The sequence below is a fragment of the Haloarchaeobius caseinilyticus genome, assembly GCF_051207395.1.
In the GTDB taxonomy this organism is placed as follows: Archaea; Halobacteriota; Halobacteria; order Halobacteriales; family Natrialbaceae; genus Haloarchaeobius.
Window position 1 is genome coordinate 173,444 of record NZ_JBPJZC010000001.1, and the last position, 16,675, is coordinate 190,118.

Consider the following 16,675-nt stretch of genomic DNA (forward strand, 5'->3'; position numbering starts at 1 on the left):
GAAAAAATCCGTCTGGTTGGGTCTCGTCGATTCGTCGCGGTTCAGGGCTGCGACTGTGCCTCCTCGATGACCGAGGTGTAGGAGGACTCGCCCTGGTTGTACGCGACCTGCTGCCAGACTTCGCCGTCGTGCTGGTCCTTGAAGACCTTCGAGAACTGGTTGGACAGCTGCTGCCCGTAGTCGTTGTTGACGTACAGCGTCGACGCCGTCCCGCCTTCGAGCCGTTCTGCGGCGACCTGCGCCATCACGCGGCCCTGCAGAAGGTCGGACGGTGCCGTCCGGAAGATGAAGTCGTTGTCTTCGAGGTTGGTGACGCTGAGTGCCGTACTGGACGGCGAACAGCCGACGACCTCGTTCGGGATGAGCACCTGCTTCGAGACAGGGACGTTCACACCGGAGGACGCCGACCCACACACTGCGGGGTAGCCAGCGTTGACGAGCGAGTTCGCCGCGTTGACACCGGCAGACGGGTTCGTCTGCGTGTCTTCGACTTGCTGGTCGACGGTGAGGTCGAGGTCCGAGTCGTTCACCTGAATCGCCGGAATCTTCGCCGCCTGAATCATCAGCTGACCGACCGACGCGAGCGCACCGGTCTCCGGGAGGAGAACACCGACTTTGATGTCCCGACCCATGCCACCGGACGCGCTGTCTGCGGAGGGACCCGACCCTTCCGGGCTGTCGCCCTCGAAGCTCTGCACTTCCTGGTCTGCCGTGTCCTGATTCTCGATGTTCCAGATGGAGTACGCCGCGGACGCCGGGTCACCGGCCTCGTTGAAGTTGGTCGCGCTGGACGCACCCTGATAGTTGATGTCCTCGCCCTTCGCGGCGGCTTCGACGCCCTCCACGAAGTTCTGCGGGCCGACTTCCATCCCTTCGGGGTTGGCGATGCGGCGCATCTGGTCCTTGATGGCCGCCCCGTCGTTCTGCCCGGCCGCTGCGTTGGCCAGGATGAGAATCGCGACGGAGTCGTAACACTGGGAGTTGAACACACCCGGTGCTTCGCCGTATTCGTCCTGGAACAACTGATTGAACGTCTCCTTGTTCGGACCGCCCGCTGCCGGAGCCGTTCCGGTCAGTTGCGTCATGTCGCTGCCGACTTGCTCCGGAAGCTTGTCGTCGCGGAGGCCGTCGGGGACCAGTATTTTCTGCTCGCCGGGGTCGGAGGAGTAGTAGTCGCGGAAGAGTTGGATACCGTCTTCGGGATAGCCGATAACGACCATCACGTCAGGCTTGCCACTTCCGGACCCACCACCGCCACCACCGATACAGCCTGCGAGTCCTGCGATACCTGCCGCACCTGCACCCTTCAGCACGTCCCGCCGTTGTACATTCCGTGCCATGGTAGCGGTGTACAAGTTTCTGTGATATAAATATACCTGCCCGTGTCGACGCAATTACCGAAAGACGGCGGTGCGTTGTCACCCGTAGACATGTCGTAGCGGAGTTGTAGTGTCCAGACATGTCGCTAGGCGGCTGGTCGTGTGCAATTCTGACGAAAGTGGGTCTGTCCTGCTCAGACCTGCCGACAGTCGGGGCAGACGAGTTGGCCGTTGGCCTCGTACAGCGACCCAGCGAGTGCGCCACAAAGCTCACAGACACCCTGTGTCCCGTACTCATCGCCGGTGCCACCATTGGCTATCGGACTCTCGTCCGGCGTCTCGTCCATGTCGGTCGAGTCGCGCAACGAGTCCGTCGTCGCGGCGAGTGACTGTGAGGCGCGCAGTGGTCCCGCCACGTCGATGACGTCGCGCTCGGTGAGGACGCCGACGACTTCGTCGCCGTCGGTCACGAGCAGATTGCGTATTTCCTGTCGAGACATCACGTCGGCCGCCTCCGAGAGCGAGCGGTCCGCGTCGATGGAGACGACCGGACGCGACATCAGATCAGAGACAGTCGTAGTCGCCGGGTCAGACCCGTCCGCGACCATCTCGAGCACGTCCCGTTCGGTCATGATGCCGACGGGGTCCTCGCCGCGGAGGACGAGTACGCTCCCGGCGTCTTCGTCACGCATGAGCTGTACCGTACTGAGGACGGAATCAGACTCGCTGACGCCCACGTACTCTCGCGTGGTTATGTCGCGTATCGACACATCGCGTTCCATGTGTGCCTAGTTAGCATTACACGTATAAAATCTACCCCCGGGAGGTTTACTATCGTGGCGAGCGAACGTACGGGGTTACTCGAACCGTACAGTCACTCGAACGCGATGGGCTTCTCGTGCGCGCGGCACTCTTCGAGCGCGTGTTTCGCGGCGAAGCCCGCATCGTGAGCGTGTGCGCCGTGACCGACGCCGACCTGCAGGTCGATTCCGGTCTCGTCCTCGACGTGGTCGAGTGCATCGCGGTACTCTGCTTCGCCGAGGTCCGGACAGATGGCGATGATGTTGTCGCCGCCGACGAAGAACGAGAGCGAGTCGTGTGCGGTGCGCATGTAGCGCATCAGCGAGGCGTACGCCTGCTCGATTTCGATGAACGTGTCGTACGCGCTGAGTTCGTCGGTGAACTTGCCGGTGGCGTCGATGACGTCGAAGTGGGCGATTTGCACGTCGTCTTCTTTTCGGAACTCGTCGTCGATGGTCCGTCCCTTGAGAATCTCGCGTCGAGACTTGTCCTGCGCGCTGCCGGCGTCTTGGAGCAGTTCCGTGGCGTCCGAGAGCGCGTGCGCGGGCGTCGTGCCCGTGGCGACGGCGAAGCTGACCGTCACCGGGTAGCGGTTGCCCACGGACTCCTGGATGAGTGCGTGGTCGTCCATATCGAGGCCGTTGGTCACCGCGACCATGTTGTCGAAGCGGGTGAAGAAGACGTAGCCGTCGCGGTTCCCCACGAGCTGGGAGAGGTCGGCGTACAGGCGCGACTGGAGCGTCTGAAGGTCCACCTCGCGGCGTGGTTCGGGCGTGACCGTCCACGGGCCGTAATTGTCTATCTGGATGAGGGTAACCTGCGTGTTCGTCACTGTTGGACGTGCCTTACGGACGAACGCGTATAAGTGAATCTGAACCGGTCGACCTCGTTCGACCCGTTCCTTCTGTGTGCGCGGTTACGCGTGCTTGATGTTCGACTCGCCGGCTTTGGGGTGGAACTCCCAGAAGCCGCCCGAGCGCATCGCCTTGCCGACCGCCTTGTGGAAGTGGACCATGTCCTCGAACTCGTCTTCGGTGACGTGTTCGAAGATGTCGGCGACGCTCACGACTCGCTTCGAGTTGAGGCGGATGGGTTCGTCGCTGTGTGCCTCGACGAAGTCCGTCTTCGCGAGCGGGAAGTCTTCGTCCTCGTCCAGTTTCTTCGCGAGGATGGCCATACCGTACTTGCGCATCCCCTCGCTCCCTTCTTCGCCGTCGGGGTCGTGGGGCCAGTCGCTAGTCATACCACCTGCTGTGGACGGAACCCGCAAAAGGATTGCTGATGCGGTCGGTCCTTCGGTGGCGCGAGTCGCAGCCGATGCGCTGTCGGGTTTTTTCCGCCTCGGGTCGGTATCGAGTCGTAGATGCAGCGTCGCTCGCGTAGGGTCCAGACCGCGCTCCTCGTCGTCGTCGCGGCCGGTTGCTTCCTCCTCGGGGTTCGTCTGCTCGGCAGCGCGTCGACCACACTCGCCCCGACCCTCGGACCGCTGCTGAGGCGGGCGATTCGGGGCCCTGCCTCCGCCCTCGGCGTCGGGTGGGTCCTCACGTACGGTGCATTGAACGGGTCGGTCGTCGCCGCGGTCGCGGTGACCCTCAACGACAGCGGCCTACTCCCGTCGTCGGAGCTGTTCGCGGCAATCGTCGGCAGTCGATTCGGCGCGTCGGCCGTGGTCATTCTCCTGGGTCTGGCCGAGTACGTACAGGAGCGGTCGTTCTCGCTTCGAGATGCGACGTCCCTCGGCGTCCTTTCCGCCGTCGTCACGTTCGCGGTGTATGGCCCGGTCGCACTCGTCGGCTTGGCCGGATTCGCCACCGGCGACCCGACTGCGCCGATTTCGCGGGGAGTTCCGCAGTTCGTCGCGATGGAACGAGACCCGAGTGCGACACTCGTCGCCGAAATAGTCGACGCTGTCGGCCCAGTCGTCGGCTTCGCCCTCGCCATCGGTCTCGTTCTGGGAAGCTTCAGGCTGTTCGACCGGATTCTCGCGGCAGCGGACACCGACCGATTTCGAGACCGTGTCGGCCCGCTTCTCGGCAGACCGGCCCTCTCGGCGCTGGTCGGATTCGGCGTGACGTTCGTCACGACGAGTGTCGCCTTCTCGGTCGGGGTGTTGGTCCCACTGTACAATCGTGGCTTCTTCGAACGGGACGAACTCGTCCCGTACTTGCTCGGGGCGAGTGTCGGGACGCTCGGCGACACGCTACTCGTCGCCGTCGTCCTCGGTTCGCCCGTCGGCATCGCGACGGTGGTTCTCGCGATGCTCGCTTCGGGGCTAGTGTCGATAGCTGCACTCGCGACTGGTGGTCGGTTCACGCGGTCTGTCTGTCGTCTGGAGACGGCGATTCGGGTGGAAAAACGAAACTACGTCGCGTTCGTCCTGTTCTTGCTCGCAGCACCGACTGTGCTCGTCCTGTTCGGCTGAGGTGCGCTCGCGCTCAGTCGTCCCCGCTCGCTGCTGCCGTCTCGTCGTGCTCGCCACCACCGAGCAGTTCGTCGCGGTGTTCGTCGAGGAGCGGCGCGCGTCCCTGCGGACCGGTCGGCGAGTCGGAGAATTTGATCGGACAGCCAGCGACGGTCACGTCGCGGCCGGCACCGGGCTGTTCCACGTCCGCCAACATCTCTCGCGCGTGGACGTGCGGGTCGTCGAAGATGTCCGCGGTGTCTTGCACTGGCGCGACGGGAACGCGTCCTTCGAGCGCGTCGACGATGTCGTCCTCTGCGTGCTGGCGCGTCCAGTCCGCGATTTCGCCCCGCAGACTGTCGCGCTCTCGCAGGCGCGAGGCGGCGTCGGGGTACTCTGCGACGAGGTCCGGGCGGTCCATGGCTTCACAGAGCGCGCGCCAGTGGCCGTCCGAGAACGAGGCGACGACGACGTGGCCATCTGCGGCCTCGAAGGCGTTGTAGGGGAACAGCGTCGGGTGGGAGTTGCCCTGTCGCGTCAGCACCTCGTCGGTGTAGGAGTAGTAGTAGATTGTGCGCTCGCACATGGAGACCATCGCGTCGTACATCGCGGTGTCGACATACTGGCCCTCGCCCGTGCGCTCGCGGTGGTGAATCGCGGCGAGGATGCCGACGGCGTTGAGGACCGCGGTGAAGAGGTCGCCGATGCCCGGACCGACCTTCGTCGGCGGACCGTCCGCTTGCCCGGTAATCTCCATCACGCCGCCGAGCGCCTGCGCGATGAGGTCGAAACTCGGCTGGCCCTGTCGCTCGGTCTCGCCCGTGCGCGGGTCGCCGAAGCCACGGATGGACGAGTAGACGAGTTCCGGGTTCCGTTCTTTCAGGGTCTCGTAGCCGCAGTCGAACTTCTCCATCGTCCCGGCGCGGTAGTTCTCGACTACCACGTCGGCCTCCTCGACCAGCGAGAGGAAGTCCTCTCTGTCTCGGGAATCACCGAGGTCGAGTTCGAGCGAACGCTTACCCCGGTTGACGGACTGGAAGTACCCGCCGTAGGGCTGGGCTTCCGGGTCTGACCCGTCGGAGTCCGTATCCGCAACTTCGTCGTCGACGAACGGCGGATTCGGGCGTATAAGGTCACCGCCCGGTCGTTCTATCTTGATAACGTCAGCGCCCATGTCCGCTAGCAGCATAGTGCAGTACGGCCCGGCGAGAACCTGTGTCAGGTCGATGATACGCAAGTCAGAGAGCGCACTCATGGGGGAATCGACCGACTGCGCCGAGTAAAACCTTCCGGATAGATAATGAGAGTTCTTTAGTTCGTCCCAAACTACCTTCGAGAATATAAGGAGTAATATCATGAACAATCGTTATCTTTAAGGATTGTTCACGGCTCGTAACAGATACGACATGCCCCCGACAGTCATCCTCGGTGTCATCGGCTCCGACGCGCACGTTGTCGGAATCACCATCCTCGAACAGGCCTTTTCCGCGGCCGGGTTCGAGGTCGAGAACCTCGGCGTCCAGACCTCGCAGGAGGAGTTCGCCGCGGCAGCCACTGAACACGACGCCGACGCTGTACTCGTCTCCTCCCTCTACGGCCACGCCGAGCAGGACTGCCAGGGATTCCACGAGCTGCTCGCCCGCGAAGGTGTCGACGCTGTCACCTTCATCGGCGGCAACCTCGCCGTCGGCCAGGACGACTTTGAGCAGACCAGAGAGACGTTCCGCGCGCTCGGCTTCGACCGGGTCTTCGACTCGGAGACGACGCCGGAAGAGGCCATCCGCGCCCTCGAACGAGACCTGAACGTCTCCCCCCGCGAAACCGAAACAGATCGAATCAGAGCCTGATGTTACAGGACGAACGCCTTTCCACCGACGAGTTGCAACGCATCGACGAACGGGTTCGCGACGACTGGCCGACCGCACAGGCCATCGACTTCGACGAAGCCATCGCGTACCACGAGACCCTCCCCGAGCACAAACGGTTCGCGCACGTGCTGGAGTCGGCCGACCAGCCACTGCTCCAGCCACGCGCGGGTGTGCCCCTGCTCGACGACCAGGTCGACATCCTGCGTCACCTGTTGCACGAGGGCGGGGCCGACCTGCTGCCGACGACCATCGACTCGTACACGCGCGACAACGAGTACGGCAAGGCACAGGAGGGCCTCGACAAAGCACGCGAGACCGGCGAGGACACCCTGAACGGCTTCCCGGCGGTCAACTACGGTGTCGACGGCTGCCGCGAACTCATCGAGCGCGTCGACGCGCCCATCGAGGTCCGACACGGGACACCCGACGCCCGACTGCTCGCGGCGGTCACCTACGCGGGTGGCTTCCAGAGCTTCGAGGGCGGCCCGATCTCGTACAACATCCCGTACTGCAAGGACCGCGACCTCGCCCAGACCATCGAACACTGGCAGTACGTCGACCGCCTCGCCGGCGCGTACACGGAACGTGGCGTCACCATCAACCGCGAACCGTTCGGCCCGCTCACCGGGACGCTCGTCCCGCCGAGCATCGCCATCGCCATCGGGCTGGTCGAGGGGAAGCTAGCCGCCACGCAGGGCGTCCGCAGTCTGACCCTCGGCTACGGGCAGGTCGGCAACGTCGTCCAAGACGTGGCCGCACTGCGCGCCCTGCGAAAACTGGGCAACGACTACCTGCCCGACGAGGTGACGGTCACGACCGTCTTCCACGAGTGGATGGGCGGCTTTCCGCCGGACGAGGCTCGGGCGAACGGCGTCATCGGCCTCGGTGGCACCACGGCGGCCATCGCCCGCCCGGACAAGGTCATCACGAAGTCGCCACAGGAGTTCCAGGGCGTCCCCACGAAGGAGGCGAACGGGGCCGGTCTACGGACCACCCGCCAACTCATCGACATGGTCGTCGAGCAAGACCTGATACTCGACGGCGTCGACGAGGAACAGGACCTCATCGAGCGCGAGACCCGCCAACTGCTCGACGCCATCGAGTCCCACGGCGACGGCGACGTTGCACGGGGAACGGTCGCCGCGTTCGACTCCGGCGCGCTGGACGTGCCCTTCGCGCCGAGCAACGCTGCCCGCGGCGACGTGCTCCCGGCTCGTGACGACGACGGTCGCGTCCGCATCTTCGAGTGGGGCGACCTCGCCATCGACGACGACATCAAGGAGATGCACGCGGCCCGACTGGACTGTCGCGCCGAGACGGAAGGCCGCAGCCAGTCGTTCCGGATGGTCGCCGACGACGTCGACGCCATCAGCGACGGGAAACTCATCGGGCGACCGACGTCCGAGGACCGGAGTACCGACGGAGGTGAGACCCGTGCAGATTGAGCGGATTCGCGCGATTCCGACGGTTTCGGGGTTCTTCTTCGACGACCAGCGCGCCATCAAGCAGGGTGCAGAGCAGGACGGCTTCGCCTACACGGGCGAGCCCGTGACACCGGGCTTCGAGCGAATCCGCGAGGCCGGCGAAGCCCTCTCGGTCGAAATCGAGCTTTCGGACGGGACAGTCGCCACCGGCGACTGCTGTGCGGTCCAGTACTCCGGAGCAGGTGGGCGTGACCCACTGTTCCGAGCGGAGACCTATCGATCGGTCGTCGAAGGCCCGGTCGCCAGTAAGCTGCGGGGACGTGACCCAGCCGACTTCGCCACGAACACGGACATCGTCGAGGCGATGCCACCGGCCGAGTCCGACGGCGACCACCTGCACACCGCGGTCCGATACGGTGTCTCGCAGGCGCTGCTCGACGCGGCCGCCCGCGAACGCGGAGAGACGATGACTGAAGTGCTGGCCGACGCGCTCGGCACGACACCCGCCACGGACCCGATTCCCGTCTTCGGACAGTCCGGCGACGAGCGCCGGACGAACGCGGAGAAGATGATGGTCAAGGGCGTGCCCGTGCTGCCCCACGGCCTGTTCAACTCCGTGGCGAAGGTCGGAGAATCCGGCGAGAAGCTGCGCGAGTACATCGAGTGGTTGGCGACTCGCGCCCCGGAACTCGGTCCCGCAGGCTACGAGCCGACCATCCACGTCGACGTGTACGGGATTCTCGGCGAGGTGTTCGAAGCGCCGTACGACCGCGCCGAGATTACAGAGTACTTCGCGTCGCTCGAAGCCGCCGCCGGTCCCTTCCACCTGCAAGTGGAGGGCCCGATGGACGAAGGCGGTCGCGAGGAGCAGATTCACGCGATGGCCGAACTACGAGACGGATTGCGCGATGCCGGCGTCTCGGTCGACATCGTCGCCGACGAGTGGTGCAACACCTTCGAGGACGTTCGTGCGTTCGTCGACGACGGCGCGGCCGACCTCGTGCAGGTCAAGACGCCCGATTTGGGCGGCGTCCAACGCTCCGGCGAGGCAGTCCGCTACTGCGAGGGGACCGACACCCGCGCGTACCTCGGCGGCACCTGCAACGAGACAGTCACGTCCGCGCGAGCGTGTGCGCACGTCGCGCTGGCGACCGACGCGGCCCAGACACTCGCCAAGCCCGGCATGGGCTTCGACGAGGGCTTCATGATCGTGACGAACGAGATGCGCCGGACACTGGCCCGGATGGAGACGGCTCACGAGGTACCGGCAGACGACTGACGGGTGCCAATTGACGAGGCGTAGATATTTCGACGACCCAGCCGACGACGACAGTAGAAGCGATACCAGCAGCCACCGACAGCCGCAGATACAGAGACACGACACCCACAGCAGACACCATGGAATACACGGACACAGACACGTTCAGTACCGTCTTGGACACCATCGAGACACGCGAGAAGGGCAACTGCTTCGAGGACTTCGCCGAGGGCGAGACTATCGAACACGCGCCCGGACTCACCCTCTCGAACTACGCCAACGAACTCTGGGCCAGCCAGACACTGAACCACGACCCGACGTACTGGCGGACCGACGCGGCCCAAGCAGTCGGCTTCGACGAACCGCCGGTCCACCCGGACTACCTCGTCGCGGCCGTGATGGGGCCCACAGTGGAAGACCTCTCGGAGAAGGGCGGCTACTTTCTCGGCCGGACGAACCTCAGGTATCACGACCACGCGGTCTATCCCGGCACCGAGTTGCGGGTCGAGTCGACTGTGCTGAGCAAGAAATCGTCCTCGTCGCGCCCCGAGTACGGCATCGTCACCTGGGCGACCGAGGGCGTCGACGCCGAGACCGGCGAGAAACTGCTCTCGTACGAGCGCACGAACATGATTCCGCGACGGGAGCCGCTGGCGACCGACGGCGGACAGTCGGCAACGACCGAGACCGATGGCGGAGAGGCTGACGACGAGGAGGGACTCCCCGACGAGTTCATCACGCCCGATGGCACTCATTTCGAGGACTTCCAGGCTGCCCTCGCCGACGCCGCAGACCGCGACGCCGCCGTCGCTTACCGACACGAGCGCGGCCGGACGATGGACGACGTGATGGTCGCCACGCTCCCGCTGATGACGCTCAACACGGCCAAACAGCACCACAACGTCCACGTGATGGGCGACTCGCCCTCGGGCGACATCGTGGCCTACGGCGACGTGACGCGGTCGGTCGCACTCGGTCACGCACGCTCAGACGAGGCGACCTACCGCGAACTCGGCTGTGACGACGAGCGGTTCCACACGTTCGTCACGCCGGGCGACACGATTTACGGCTTCACGCGCGTCCTCGACGCCGAGGAAACGCGCGACGAGGCAGGCACTGTCACCTTCGAACACATCGCGTTCAACCAGCACGACGACCCCGTCTACTCGGGCACGCGTCGCGCGCTCGTCCAGACCCGGACGAACTGACTGCAGATTCAATATTTCACGATACACATGACCGGACTCGCACGCACGTTCCAGACCGCACCGGCCGCCGTCCCCCGCGACAACACGGCGAAGTACCTCGACTCGGCCCTCGGCGCAGAGGGGTTCGAGTGCCCCGATTGGCTCGTCCCCGACTTAGAAGACGGCACAGCCCCCGACATGAAGGCCGAGGGGCTGGAGAACGTCATCGACCGCCTGCCCGAGGTCGCCGACGACTTCCCGGGCGAAATCTGGCCGCGCGTCCAGTGGGCCTACGACGACGAGGAGAAACGCGAGCAGGGCACCGAGGAGATTCGCCGCCTCGTCGACGAAGTCGGCGAGTACATCGACGGTGTGGTCGTCCCGAAGGTCGGCCGCCTCGCGGACGTGAAAGACGCCGCGGGCGTCGTCGCCGAGGCAGAGCGCGAGTTCGGCTTCGACAACGACTCCATCCAACTTTCGGTCATCATCGAGACGGCACAGGCGAAGTCCGACCTGCGCGAGATTTCGCTGTTCAGCCAGACCTCGCGGCTGTCCGGCCTCGTTTTCGGCCCGGTCGACTACACCGCCGAACTCGGTGGGCGCGACATCGGTTCCGGGCGGCCGCACTGGCCGACGCTGCTCGAAGACATGTCGAACGAAGCCAGCGCGAACGGTCTGACCGCCATCGGCGGCCCGTTCGACCACCTGTTCAAAGAACGCGCAGGCATCACGTTTTACAACGCCGACGGCTACGCCGACCACGCAGAGCGCGAAGCCCAACTCGGCTTCGACGGTTCGTGGTCACTGTATCCGAAACAGACCGCGCAGGCGAACCGCATTCACATGCCGACGCCCGAAGAACTCGCGCGAGACGTGCACAAAATCGAGGCGTTTCAGGAGGCCAAGGCGGGCGGCACCGGCGCGGTCACCGTCGACGGCCAGATGGTCGACGAGGCGACGTTCAAGAACTTCGTGAACACGGTCGTCACGGTTCGTGACATCGATGCTGCGCACCCGACGCAGACGGCCGAAATGTACGACGACGACCTGTTAGAGCGCGCCCTCTCGGTCGATACGACCTGGAATTAGTCTCTCAGCGACTTCTTCAGTAGCTCGACGTTTCGCTCGTTCGCTTTGAATATCGCGTCGAAGGCATCGCCGAAGAGTGGAATCGACCCGAAACCTGCGTCGAGCGCGACGTTCAGGAGCATTCGGGCGATGGTCACTTTCGAAACCCCCGCGAGCCACGCTTCGGCGACGACGTACATCGAGAGCGCGAAGCTTGTCACGTCACCAGCACCCGGCAGGAGACCGAGGAGTGGGTCGAGGCCAAACTTGAAGTTCGTCCCGGGAACGCTGATAGATTCGTCGAGGAGCCAGGCGACACGCTCGGTTCGCTTCACCGCTGGATGAATCCCGTCAGTCATGTGTACTCGTTCGTCGGGAAAGGAGATAGACTTCGTCCCTGCACCAGCAACCGTCTCTTCGCGAAACCGGTACCCTCACGCTCGCCTGACGCCGCTGAACTCGAAGCGGGCCCCGCCTGCCTCGCTCTCGGTCACCCGATTGGTCCAGCCGTGCGCCTCGGCGATTCGCTCGACGATTGCCAGTCCGAACCCGGTTCCCTCCGACGACGTCGTGTAGCCGGACTCGAAGACTCGGTCGCGCTCCTCTGGCGGGATGCCTGGACCGTCGTCTTCGACGTAGAACCCGCTCGGTTGGTGCTGGAGACCGTCAGTGGTGGCGTCGCCAGCGAGGCTGCCCACACGGACCGTGAGCGTGGCTGTTTCTTCGTCCGGGGGCCCATGTTCGACAGCGCCCTCAGCTTGCTGTGGGCTTGTCGAACTGTGGTCGACAGCGTCTCCGACATCGTCGGAGACTCGTGGAGCACCGTGCTCCACGGCGTTTCGAAAGAGGTTCTCGAACAACTGAGTCGTCCGGGATGGGTCGGCCTCGAACCGGAAGTCGTCGACCACGTCCAGCACCGCGTTCCCGGTGTCGAGGCTCGACCACGCCTCCGAGGCGACCGTCGAGAGCGACACCGGTACCGTCTGGTCGATGGCGTCCCCGCGTCGCGCCAGCGTGAGGATGTCTTCGATGAGTGACTCCATCTTCTCGTGCGCGGCTTCGATGGCGGCGAGGTGTTCGCTGTCGTGTTCCTCGCGGGCGAGTTCGGTCCGTAACGACGCCACAGTGAGCGGATTTCGGAGGTCGTGGCTCACGACGCTCGCGAACTGTTCGAGCTGTTCGTTCTGTCGGCGGAGTTCCTGCTGCCGTTCGAGTTCGGTGAGTGCAGTCGTCACGCTTCGTCCAAGGAGCGTCACCAGCGACACCTCTTCGTCGGTGAACTGCACCGTCTCTGTCGTCCCACAGGCGAGGACACCGTAGCTGTTCAGCGGGACGAGCACCATCGAGCGTACCGGGATATCCACGGTGAGGTCGTCGGGATTCACGGAATCGACTGCAGTCGGTGTTCCCTCCTCGAACACTTGCCACAGCCAGCCGCCCCGTGGCTGGACGGGATACGGGACGCCTACGTCGAGTAGCAACTCCCGGGCTTGGTCGGTGCCCGCCACCAGTTCGAGGCCGGACTTTTCCGCGGTGACGTACCATATCGTCGACAGCGGATAGCCCAGTAGTTGACTCGCTTCTTCGACGGCGGTCTCTGCTATCTCGGCTTTCGTCTCGGCGTCCATGAGTCGCATCGTCGCGCCGTGGAGTTCCTGTAACTGCAACTCTCGACGCTTCCGTTCCGTAATGTCCTGCGCCGAGCCGACGATTTGCTGGACTTCGCCGTCGACGATGACGGGTGCGAGTTTCGTTTGCCACGTCCGTGTCCCGTCCGAGAACGTCAGTTCTTCTTCGTAACAAATCGGCTCGCCCTGGTCGAGACACTGCTGATACCGTGCTTCGAGTTCCGCACCGGTCTCCGCACCGAACGCTTCTCGCGGCGTCTTCCCCTGCACAGCAGCCGTCGGGACGCCCGTCAGGCGCTCGTCGGCAGGGTTGAACCGAGAGTAGCGAAACTCCCCATCCTCGACCTCGACGAGGAACAGGGCGTCCTGTGCGTTCTGGAAGACGGTCTCGAACTCCTCTTTCAGTTGCCGGACTGCCTGCTCCTGTCGCTTTCGTTCGGTAATCTCCCGACTCAACCCGACGATGCCCATAACCTCCCCACCCTCACCGTAGTACGGGAACTTGTTGTCGAGGAACACCAGTTCGTTCCCGTCGATTTGCCGGACCGATTCGACCGACTCGGCCGTCTCGGTCGCCATGATTCGCTGGTCCATCTGTCGGATGTCTCGCGCGCTCTCTGCGTCGAACAGGTCTTCGTCGATGCAGCCGACGACCTCCTCCGGCGTCATGTCGAAGAACGCCGCTCCCGCCCGGTTGATGAGCTGATACCGACCCTCGGTGTCTTTGATGTAGATCGCCTGTGACGCGTTCTCGATGATGGCGTTCAGCTGGCGCTCCTGTCGCACGTGGTCCGTGATATCGCGGGAACTCACGACGAGGCCGCCGTTCGAAGCCTCCGGCAACACGCCGCGGTCCGTCGACTCCAGCCAGCGCCACTCACCGTCTGCGTTCGCGATGCGGAATTTGACTGTTTCAGTCCCCTCCGGGTCGGCCAGCGCTTCGGACAGGGCGTCCTCGACGACGGCTATATCGGCATCGTGGAGAAACTCGAAGACGCTCCGACCGATGACAGTTTCCGGCTCGTACCCCAGAATTCGCTCGACGGAGGGACTTACGTACTGCATCGTCCCGTCCGGTTCGTGGACGGAGACGATGTCAGTCGAGTATCGGAGGATGACCTCGTGGCCTTCGATACCATTCATTAGCTGATAATACAGCGAGAACGGACATAAACGAGGTGCTGGGAGAGTCAATCACCCCGGCCGTTCAAAAATGGTAATAATTTCGTCAAAATCTGTGCCACACTTTTCCAACTCTCTCCTATAGGTGCTCAAAGGGTGGCTTGGTGCGACTTCCCGAACATATGTAAAGTGTCGGAAATTATTTTAATCAACCATCTGCTCTAGCGGTTCTCACCTTCGTTCGCTCCATCCCCTGATTCGAATCCCAGTATGTACGCATTGCTCCTCGCGTGAACGCTCGGAGCAAATGCGGTGGGACTGGGATTCGAACCCAGGAGGCCGAAGGCCACCTGCTTTCAAGGCAGGCGCAATAGTCCGCTCTGCCATCCCACCTCGTGCGGTTGTAGCCGGGGGACCCTATAAGGCCTGTCGGTCTACTGTCGTACCAGTCGCGGTTCGCCGTCGTCGCTGACCACGGTCAGGCCGAGGTCGTCGACGAATTCGGTGGTGTGCGGCGGCACGATGCGCCCCGCACGCTGGCGGGCGCGAAGTAGCGAGACGACCGAACAGAGGTCACGGCCGGTCTCGACCGTCTGGTACGTCGGGAGGTAGTCCACGTCCAACCCGGCGTCGAGCGACCGGTCGGTCAGCGTCTCGACGGTCGGCGCGGCGAGTGCCCCGTCGAAGTCGACTGGCTCTTTGAACGCCGAACACCAGACGCGGCCGTCGGTCGACGGGCCGAAGACGGTGTCGTACCGGCGCAGTTTCATCGAGGCGTTGTCGAGGTCCTTGCGACCGACGAGGGGCGCGGTGCCGTCCATCACGAGCACCGACGCGTGTTCTTCCGTGTCGAGTAGGTGCGAGACTGTGTTGCCGAGTCGGGCGTCTGGCGTCGACCCGACCTGCACCTCGAAGCGCGCCTCGTCGGGGTCGTCGAGTGCGTCCTCGGCGACGGCGCGAACCGCGTCTTCGGCGGCCTCGTCGGTCACGAATTCGTCTGGTAAGAGGTCGTCGGAGCGGTAGTTGACGAGCAACTCGCCGCCGCAGGTCTCGGCCGCGCGCATGGCGTCGGCGAGCATCGCGCGGTAGCAGTCTGCGGCCTCGGCGGCCGACAGCGGTGTCTCCTCGGCGAGTCTCGGCAGACAGAGTCCCTCGCGCGGCGGGTCGGCGAGGAGGACCATCAGCGTCATGCGTGAGTGTGGCCGGGCGAACTCCTTCAAGTCGCCGCTTTTAGAAGCGGTATCTGTTTCAGTTCGGTGAGTTGTCGCTTCGAATCGTGTCGGCGTCGGTGTGGCAGCTAGTTTAGTCGAGCAGTTCACGACTGCCGACGGGACATGACCGCAACCACACCCTCCCCATCCGATTCCTCACTCACTTCGTTCGTTCGTCATCCCTCGTGAGAGCAAGCTCTCACTTGCAGTCGTTCGCACACTCACGACAACCTCGCGCGGCTACATCTCGTGGTCTCACTATCGTTCGACACACTCGCCAGCGTGAGAGCAAGCTCTCACTGGCCTTCAGAATCGCAGCGCGATTCTGAGACAGCGCGCGCCAGAGTGTCTGCGTCGACATCGATGCCGACCGGTTCCCACCTAACCGGCGGGATTGAAGACCCCGCACGCCCATCAGTTTGCCATGAACTGGTTCAAAGTTCTCGGCGGGCTGGTCCCGCTGGGTATCCTGCTCGCGAGTGTCGCCGCGCTGGCGACGATGGGGACGGGGCTGTCGAATCTGACCGACGCGGTGGCACTACCGGCCGTCGCGGCAGGGCTGGTGCTGGTCGTCGTCGTGATGGGTGCAGTCTGCGCCGTCGGCGCGCGCTCGAAAGAGTGGCGCTCGAACACGTACTGGTAGAACGTAGCTGACTCAGCGACTGCGCCGTCCTTTCGTCTGCCGGTAGTCCCTCGCCATGAGCGACGCGAACTGCTCGACGAACGTCTGGGTGTCCTCGTCGGTCTGGTTCTCGGGGGCAATCATCGGCACGAGTTCGAAGCCGCGGCCGCGGATTGTCTCGCCGTGGTGTTCCTGAACGTCGAGTTCACTGGCTGGTTTCGTCGTGTACTCTTCGCCGAGTTCGGCCAGGGCGCGCTCGCCGACCGGAATCAGGATTTCGGGGTTGATCATCCGTACCTCCGCGTTCAGGTAGGGTTCACAGGTCGCCACCTCCTCGTCGGTCGCGTCGCGGTCGGGGTGGCGACAGCGCGTCAGGACGGTACAGAACGAGTTCGCGAGTTCGGGCTGGTCGGCGGGACTCTGGCTCGCACAGAGCATGAGCCGTTCGAGGATGCGCCGAAACGTCGGGTCAGTCGCCAGCGGGACGCCCGCGGCCTCGTCGCTGGCCGAGAGCGATTCGCCGACGAAGAGGAAGTCCGCGCCCACGTCGCCGTAGCCGTGGACGACGCGCTCGCGGGCCGTACACAGGTCGCAGTTCGTACAGTCCTCGTCCATCCCGTACGGGTTCGAGAGGCCGTCCTGATTCGCGTCCACGACGGGAGCGAGGGACGCGCCGAGGGTAAGCGCTTCGGAGCGATTTCCCAGTCGAGAACACTTATGAACGGACGAACGCAACTCCCAAGTTGACATGTTTACCAGTGGACTC

16 protein-coding genes and 1 tRNA gene are annotated in these 16,675 nt (G+C 64.1%); 7 read left to right on the forward strand and 10 right to left on the reverse strand.

From position 1 onward, the window contains the following. Positions 1 to 41: 41 nt before the first annotated feature. The 4 genes from ACSC1P_RS00910 to ACSC1P_RS00925 form a co-directional block, all read right to left on the reverse strand. Positions 42 to 1,340, reverse strand: coding sequence for an ABC transporter substrate-binding protein (locus ACSC1P_RS00910; RefSeq protein ID WP_435358242.1), 1,299 nt, complete (start codon positions 1,338 to 1,340; stop codon positions 42 to 44). A gap of 173 nt (positions 1,341 to 1,513) precedes the next feature. Beyond that, the gene (locus tag ACSC1P_RS00915; protein ID WP_435358243.1) at positions 1,514 to 2,101 is read right to left on the reverse strand and encodes a CBS domain-containing protein; all 588 of its coding nucleotides are present in this window, start codon (positions 2,099 to 2,101) and stop codon (positions 1,514 to 1,516) included. 92 nt (positions 2,102 to 2,193) lie between these two features. Further along, positions 2,194 to 2,952, reverse strand: coding sequence for a GTP cyclohydrolase III (locus ACSC1P_RS00920; RefSeq protein WP_435358244.1), 759 nt, complete (start codon positions 2,950 to 2,952; stop codon positions 2,194 to 2,196). 84 nt (positions 2,953 to 3,036) lie between these two features. Then, positions 3,037 to 3,363 (reverse strand): DUF5785 family protein, encoded by a 327-nt coding sequence (locus ACSC1P_RS00925; RefSeq protein WP_435358245.1) that lies wholly within the window; start codon positions 3,361 to 3,363, stop codon positions 3,037 to 3,039. Between the two features lie 120 nt (positions 3,364 to 3,483). On the opposite strand from ACSC1P_RS00925, the gene ACSC1P_RS00930 reads away from it, so the two are divergent. Next, positions 3,484 to 4,542: a sodium:phosphate symporter gene (locus ACSC1P_RS00930; RefSeq protein ID WP_435358246.1), complete on the forward strand. Its 1,059-nt coding sequence runs from the start codon at positions 3,484 to 3,486 to the stop codon at positions 4,540 to 4,542. A gap of 13 nt (positions 4,543 to 4,555) precedes the next feature. Here ACSC1P_RS00930 and mct read toward each other — a convergent pair whose 3' ends face one another. Then, on the reverse strand, positions 4,556 to 5,776 hold the full coding sequence (gene mct, locus ACSC1P_RS00935; protein WP_435358247.1) for a succinyl-CoA:mesaconate CoA-transferase: 1,221 nt from the start codon (positions 5,774 to 5,776) through the stop codon (positions 4,556 to 4,558). A 151-nt stretch (positions 5,777 to 5,927) separates the two neighbouring features. On the opposite strand from mct, the gene glmS reads away from it, so the two are divergent. From glmS to citE, 5 genes are all read left to right on the forward strand, one after another. Further along, entirely contained in the window at positions 5,928 to 6,368 is a 441-nt protein-coding gene (gene glmS, locus ACSC1P_RS00940) for a methylaspartate mutase subunit S (protein ID WP_435358248.1), read from the forward strand. Then, positions 6,368 to 7,834, forward strand: coding sequence for a methylaspartate mutase subunit E (locus ACSC1P_RS00945; protein WP_435358249.1), 1,467 nt, complete (start codon positions 6,368 to 6,370; stop codon positions 7,832 to 7,834). Before glmS ends, ACSC1P_RS00945 begins: the two co-directional genes overlap by 1 nt. Then, positions 7,824 to 9,092, forward strand: coding sequence for a methylaspartate ammonia-lyase (locus tag ACSC1P_RS00950; protein ID WP_435358250.1), 1,269 nt, complete (start codon positions 7,824 to 7,826; stop codon positions 9,090 to 9,092). Before ACSC1P_RS00945 ends, ACSC1P_RS00950 begins: the two co-directional genes overlap by 11 nt. Before the next feature lie 119 nt (positions 9,093 to 9,211). Then, positions 9,212 to 10,279 carry a 2-methylfumaryl-CoA hydratase gene (gene mch, locus ACSC1P_RS00955; RefSeq protein WP_435358251.1) on the forward strand — a complete coding sequence of 356 codons (1,068 nt, stop codon included), beginning with the start codon at positions 9,212 to 9,214 and terminating at the stop codon, positions 10,277 to 10,279. Between the two features lie 27 nt (positions 10,280 to 10,306). Then, positions 10,307 to 11,347: an L-malyl-CoA/beta-methylmalyl-CoA lyase gene (citE, locus tag ACSC1P_RS00960; RefSeq protein ID WP_435358252.1), complete on the forward strand. Its 1,041-nt coding sequence runs from the start codon at positions 10,307 to 10,309 to the stop codon at positions 11,345 to 11,347. Here the strand turns inward: citE and ACSC1P_RS00965 are convergent. From ACSC1P_RS00965 to ACSC1P_RS00980, 4 genes are all read right to left on the reverse strand, one after another. Further along, a complete protein-coding gene (locus ACSC1P_RS00965) occupies positions 11,344 to 11,685 on the reverse strand; it encodes a DUF4112 domain-containing protein (protein WP_435358253.1) in 342 nt (113 codons plus the stop codon). The two genes, citE and ACSC1P_RS00965, sit on opposite strands and share 4 nt — an antisense overlap. 75 nt (positions 11,686 to 11,760) lie before the next feature. Continuing rightward, the gene (locus ACSC1P_RS00970; RefSeq protein ID WP_435358254.1) at positions 11,761 to 14,097 is read right to left on the reverse strand and encodes a PAS domain-containing protein; all 2,337 of its coding nucleotides are present in this window, start codon (positions 14,095 to 14,097) and stop codon (positions 11,761 to 11,763) included. 289 nt (positions 14,098 to 14,386) lie between these two features. Further along, positions 14,387 to 14,469 (reverse strand) — tRNA-Ser (locus ACSC1P_RS00975). Between the two features lie 41 nt (positions 14,470 to 14,510). After that, complete coding sequence (locus ACSC1P_RS00980; RefSeq protein WP_435358255.1) at positions 14,511 to 15,266, reverse strand: DUF2064 domain-containing protein; 756 nt, start codon at positions 15,264 to 15,266, stop codon at positions 14,511 to 14,513. Between the two features lie 445 nt (positions 15,267 to 15,711). Between ACSC1P_RS00980 and ACSC1P_RS00985 the strand changes: the two genes are divergently transcribed. After that, the gene (locus ACSC1P_RS00985; RefSeq protein ID WP_435358256.1) at positions 15,712 to 15,930 is read left to right on the forward strand and encodes a hypothetical protein; all 219 of its coding nucleotides are present in this window, start codon (positions 15,712 to 15,714) and stop codon (positions 15,928 to 15,930) included. A 12-nt stretch (positions 15,931 to 15,942) separates the two neighbouring features. On the opposite strand, the gene ACSC1P_RS00990 is transcribed toward ACSC1P_RS00985, so the two are convergent. Continuing rightward, positions 15,943 to 16,563 carry a uracil-DNA glycosylase family protein gene (locus tag ACSC1P_RS00990; protein WP_435358257.1) on the reverse strand — a complete coding sequence of 207 codons (621 nt, stop codon included), beginning with the start codon at positions 16,561 to 16,563 and terminating at the stop codon, positions 15,943 to 15,945. Positions 16,564 to 16,675 lie beyond the last annotated feature (112 nt).

What these genes read in the sequence shown, in the direction of transcription:
- ACSC1P_RS00910 (WP_435358242.1), bottom strand. Translation starts at nt 1,340, where the DNA reads ATGGCACGGAATGTACAACGGCGGGACGTGCTGAAGGGTGCAGGTGCG.
- ACSC1P_RS00915 (WP_435358243.1), bottom strand. Translation starts at nt 2,101, where the DNA reads ATGGAACGCGATGTGTCGATACGCGACATAACCACGCGAGAGTACGTG.
- ACSC1P_RS00925 (WP_435358245.1), bottom strand. Translation starts at nt 3,363, where the DNA reads ATGACTAGCGACTGGCCCCACGACCCCGACGGCGAAGAAGGGAGCGAG.
- ACSC1P_RS00930 (WP_435358246.1), top strand. Translation starts at nt 3,484, where the DNA reads ATGCAGCGTCGCTCGCGTAGGGTCCAGACCGCGCTCCTCGTCGTCGTC.
- mct (WP_435358247.1), bottom strand. Translation starts at nt 5,776, where the DNA reads ATGAGTGCGCTCTCTGACTTGCGTATCATCGACCTGACACAGGTTCTC.
- glmS (WP_435358248.1), top strand. Translation starts at nt 5,928, where the DNA reads ATGCCCCCGACAGTCATCCTCGGTGTCATCGGCTCCGACGCGCACGTT.
- ACSC1P_RS00945 (WP_435358249.1), top strand. Translation starts at nt 6,368, where the DNA reads ATGTTACAGGACGAACGCCTTTCCACCGACGAGTTGCAACGCATCGAC.
- mch (WP_435358251.1), top strand. Translation starts at nt 9,212, where the DNA reads ATGGAATACACGGACACAGACACGTTCAGTACCGTCTTGGACACCATC.
- citE (WP_435358252.1), top strand. Translation starts at nt 10,307, where the DNA reads ATGACCGGACTCGCACGCACGTTCCAGACCGCACCGGCCGCCGTCCCC.
- ACSC1P_RS00965 (WP_435358253.1), bottom strand. Translation starts at nt 11,685, where the DNA reads ATGACTGACGGGATTCATCCAGCGGTGAAGCGAACCGAGCGTGTCGCC.
- ACSC1P_RS00970 (WP_435358254.1), bottom strand. Translation starts at nt 14,097, where the DNA reads ATGAATGGTATCGAAGGCCACGAGGTCATCCTCCGATACTCGACTGAC.
- ACSC1P_RS00980 (WP_435358255.1), bottom strand. Translation starts at nt 15,266, where the DNA reads ATGACGCTGATGGTCCTCCTCGCCGACCCGCCGCGCGAGGGACTCTGT.
- ACSC1P_RS00985 (WP_435358256.1), top strand. Translation starts at nt 15,712, where the DNA reads ATGAACTGGTTCAAAGTTCTCGGCGGGCTGGTCCCGCTGGGTATCCTG.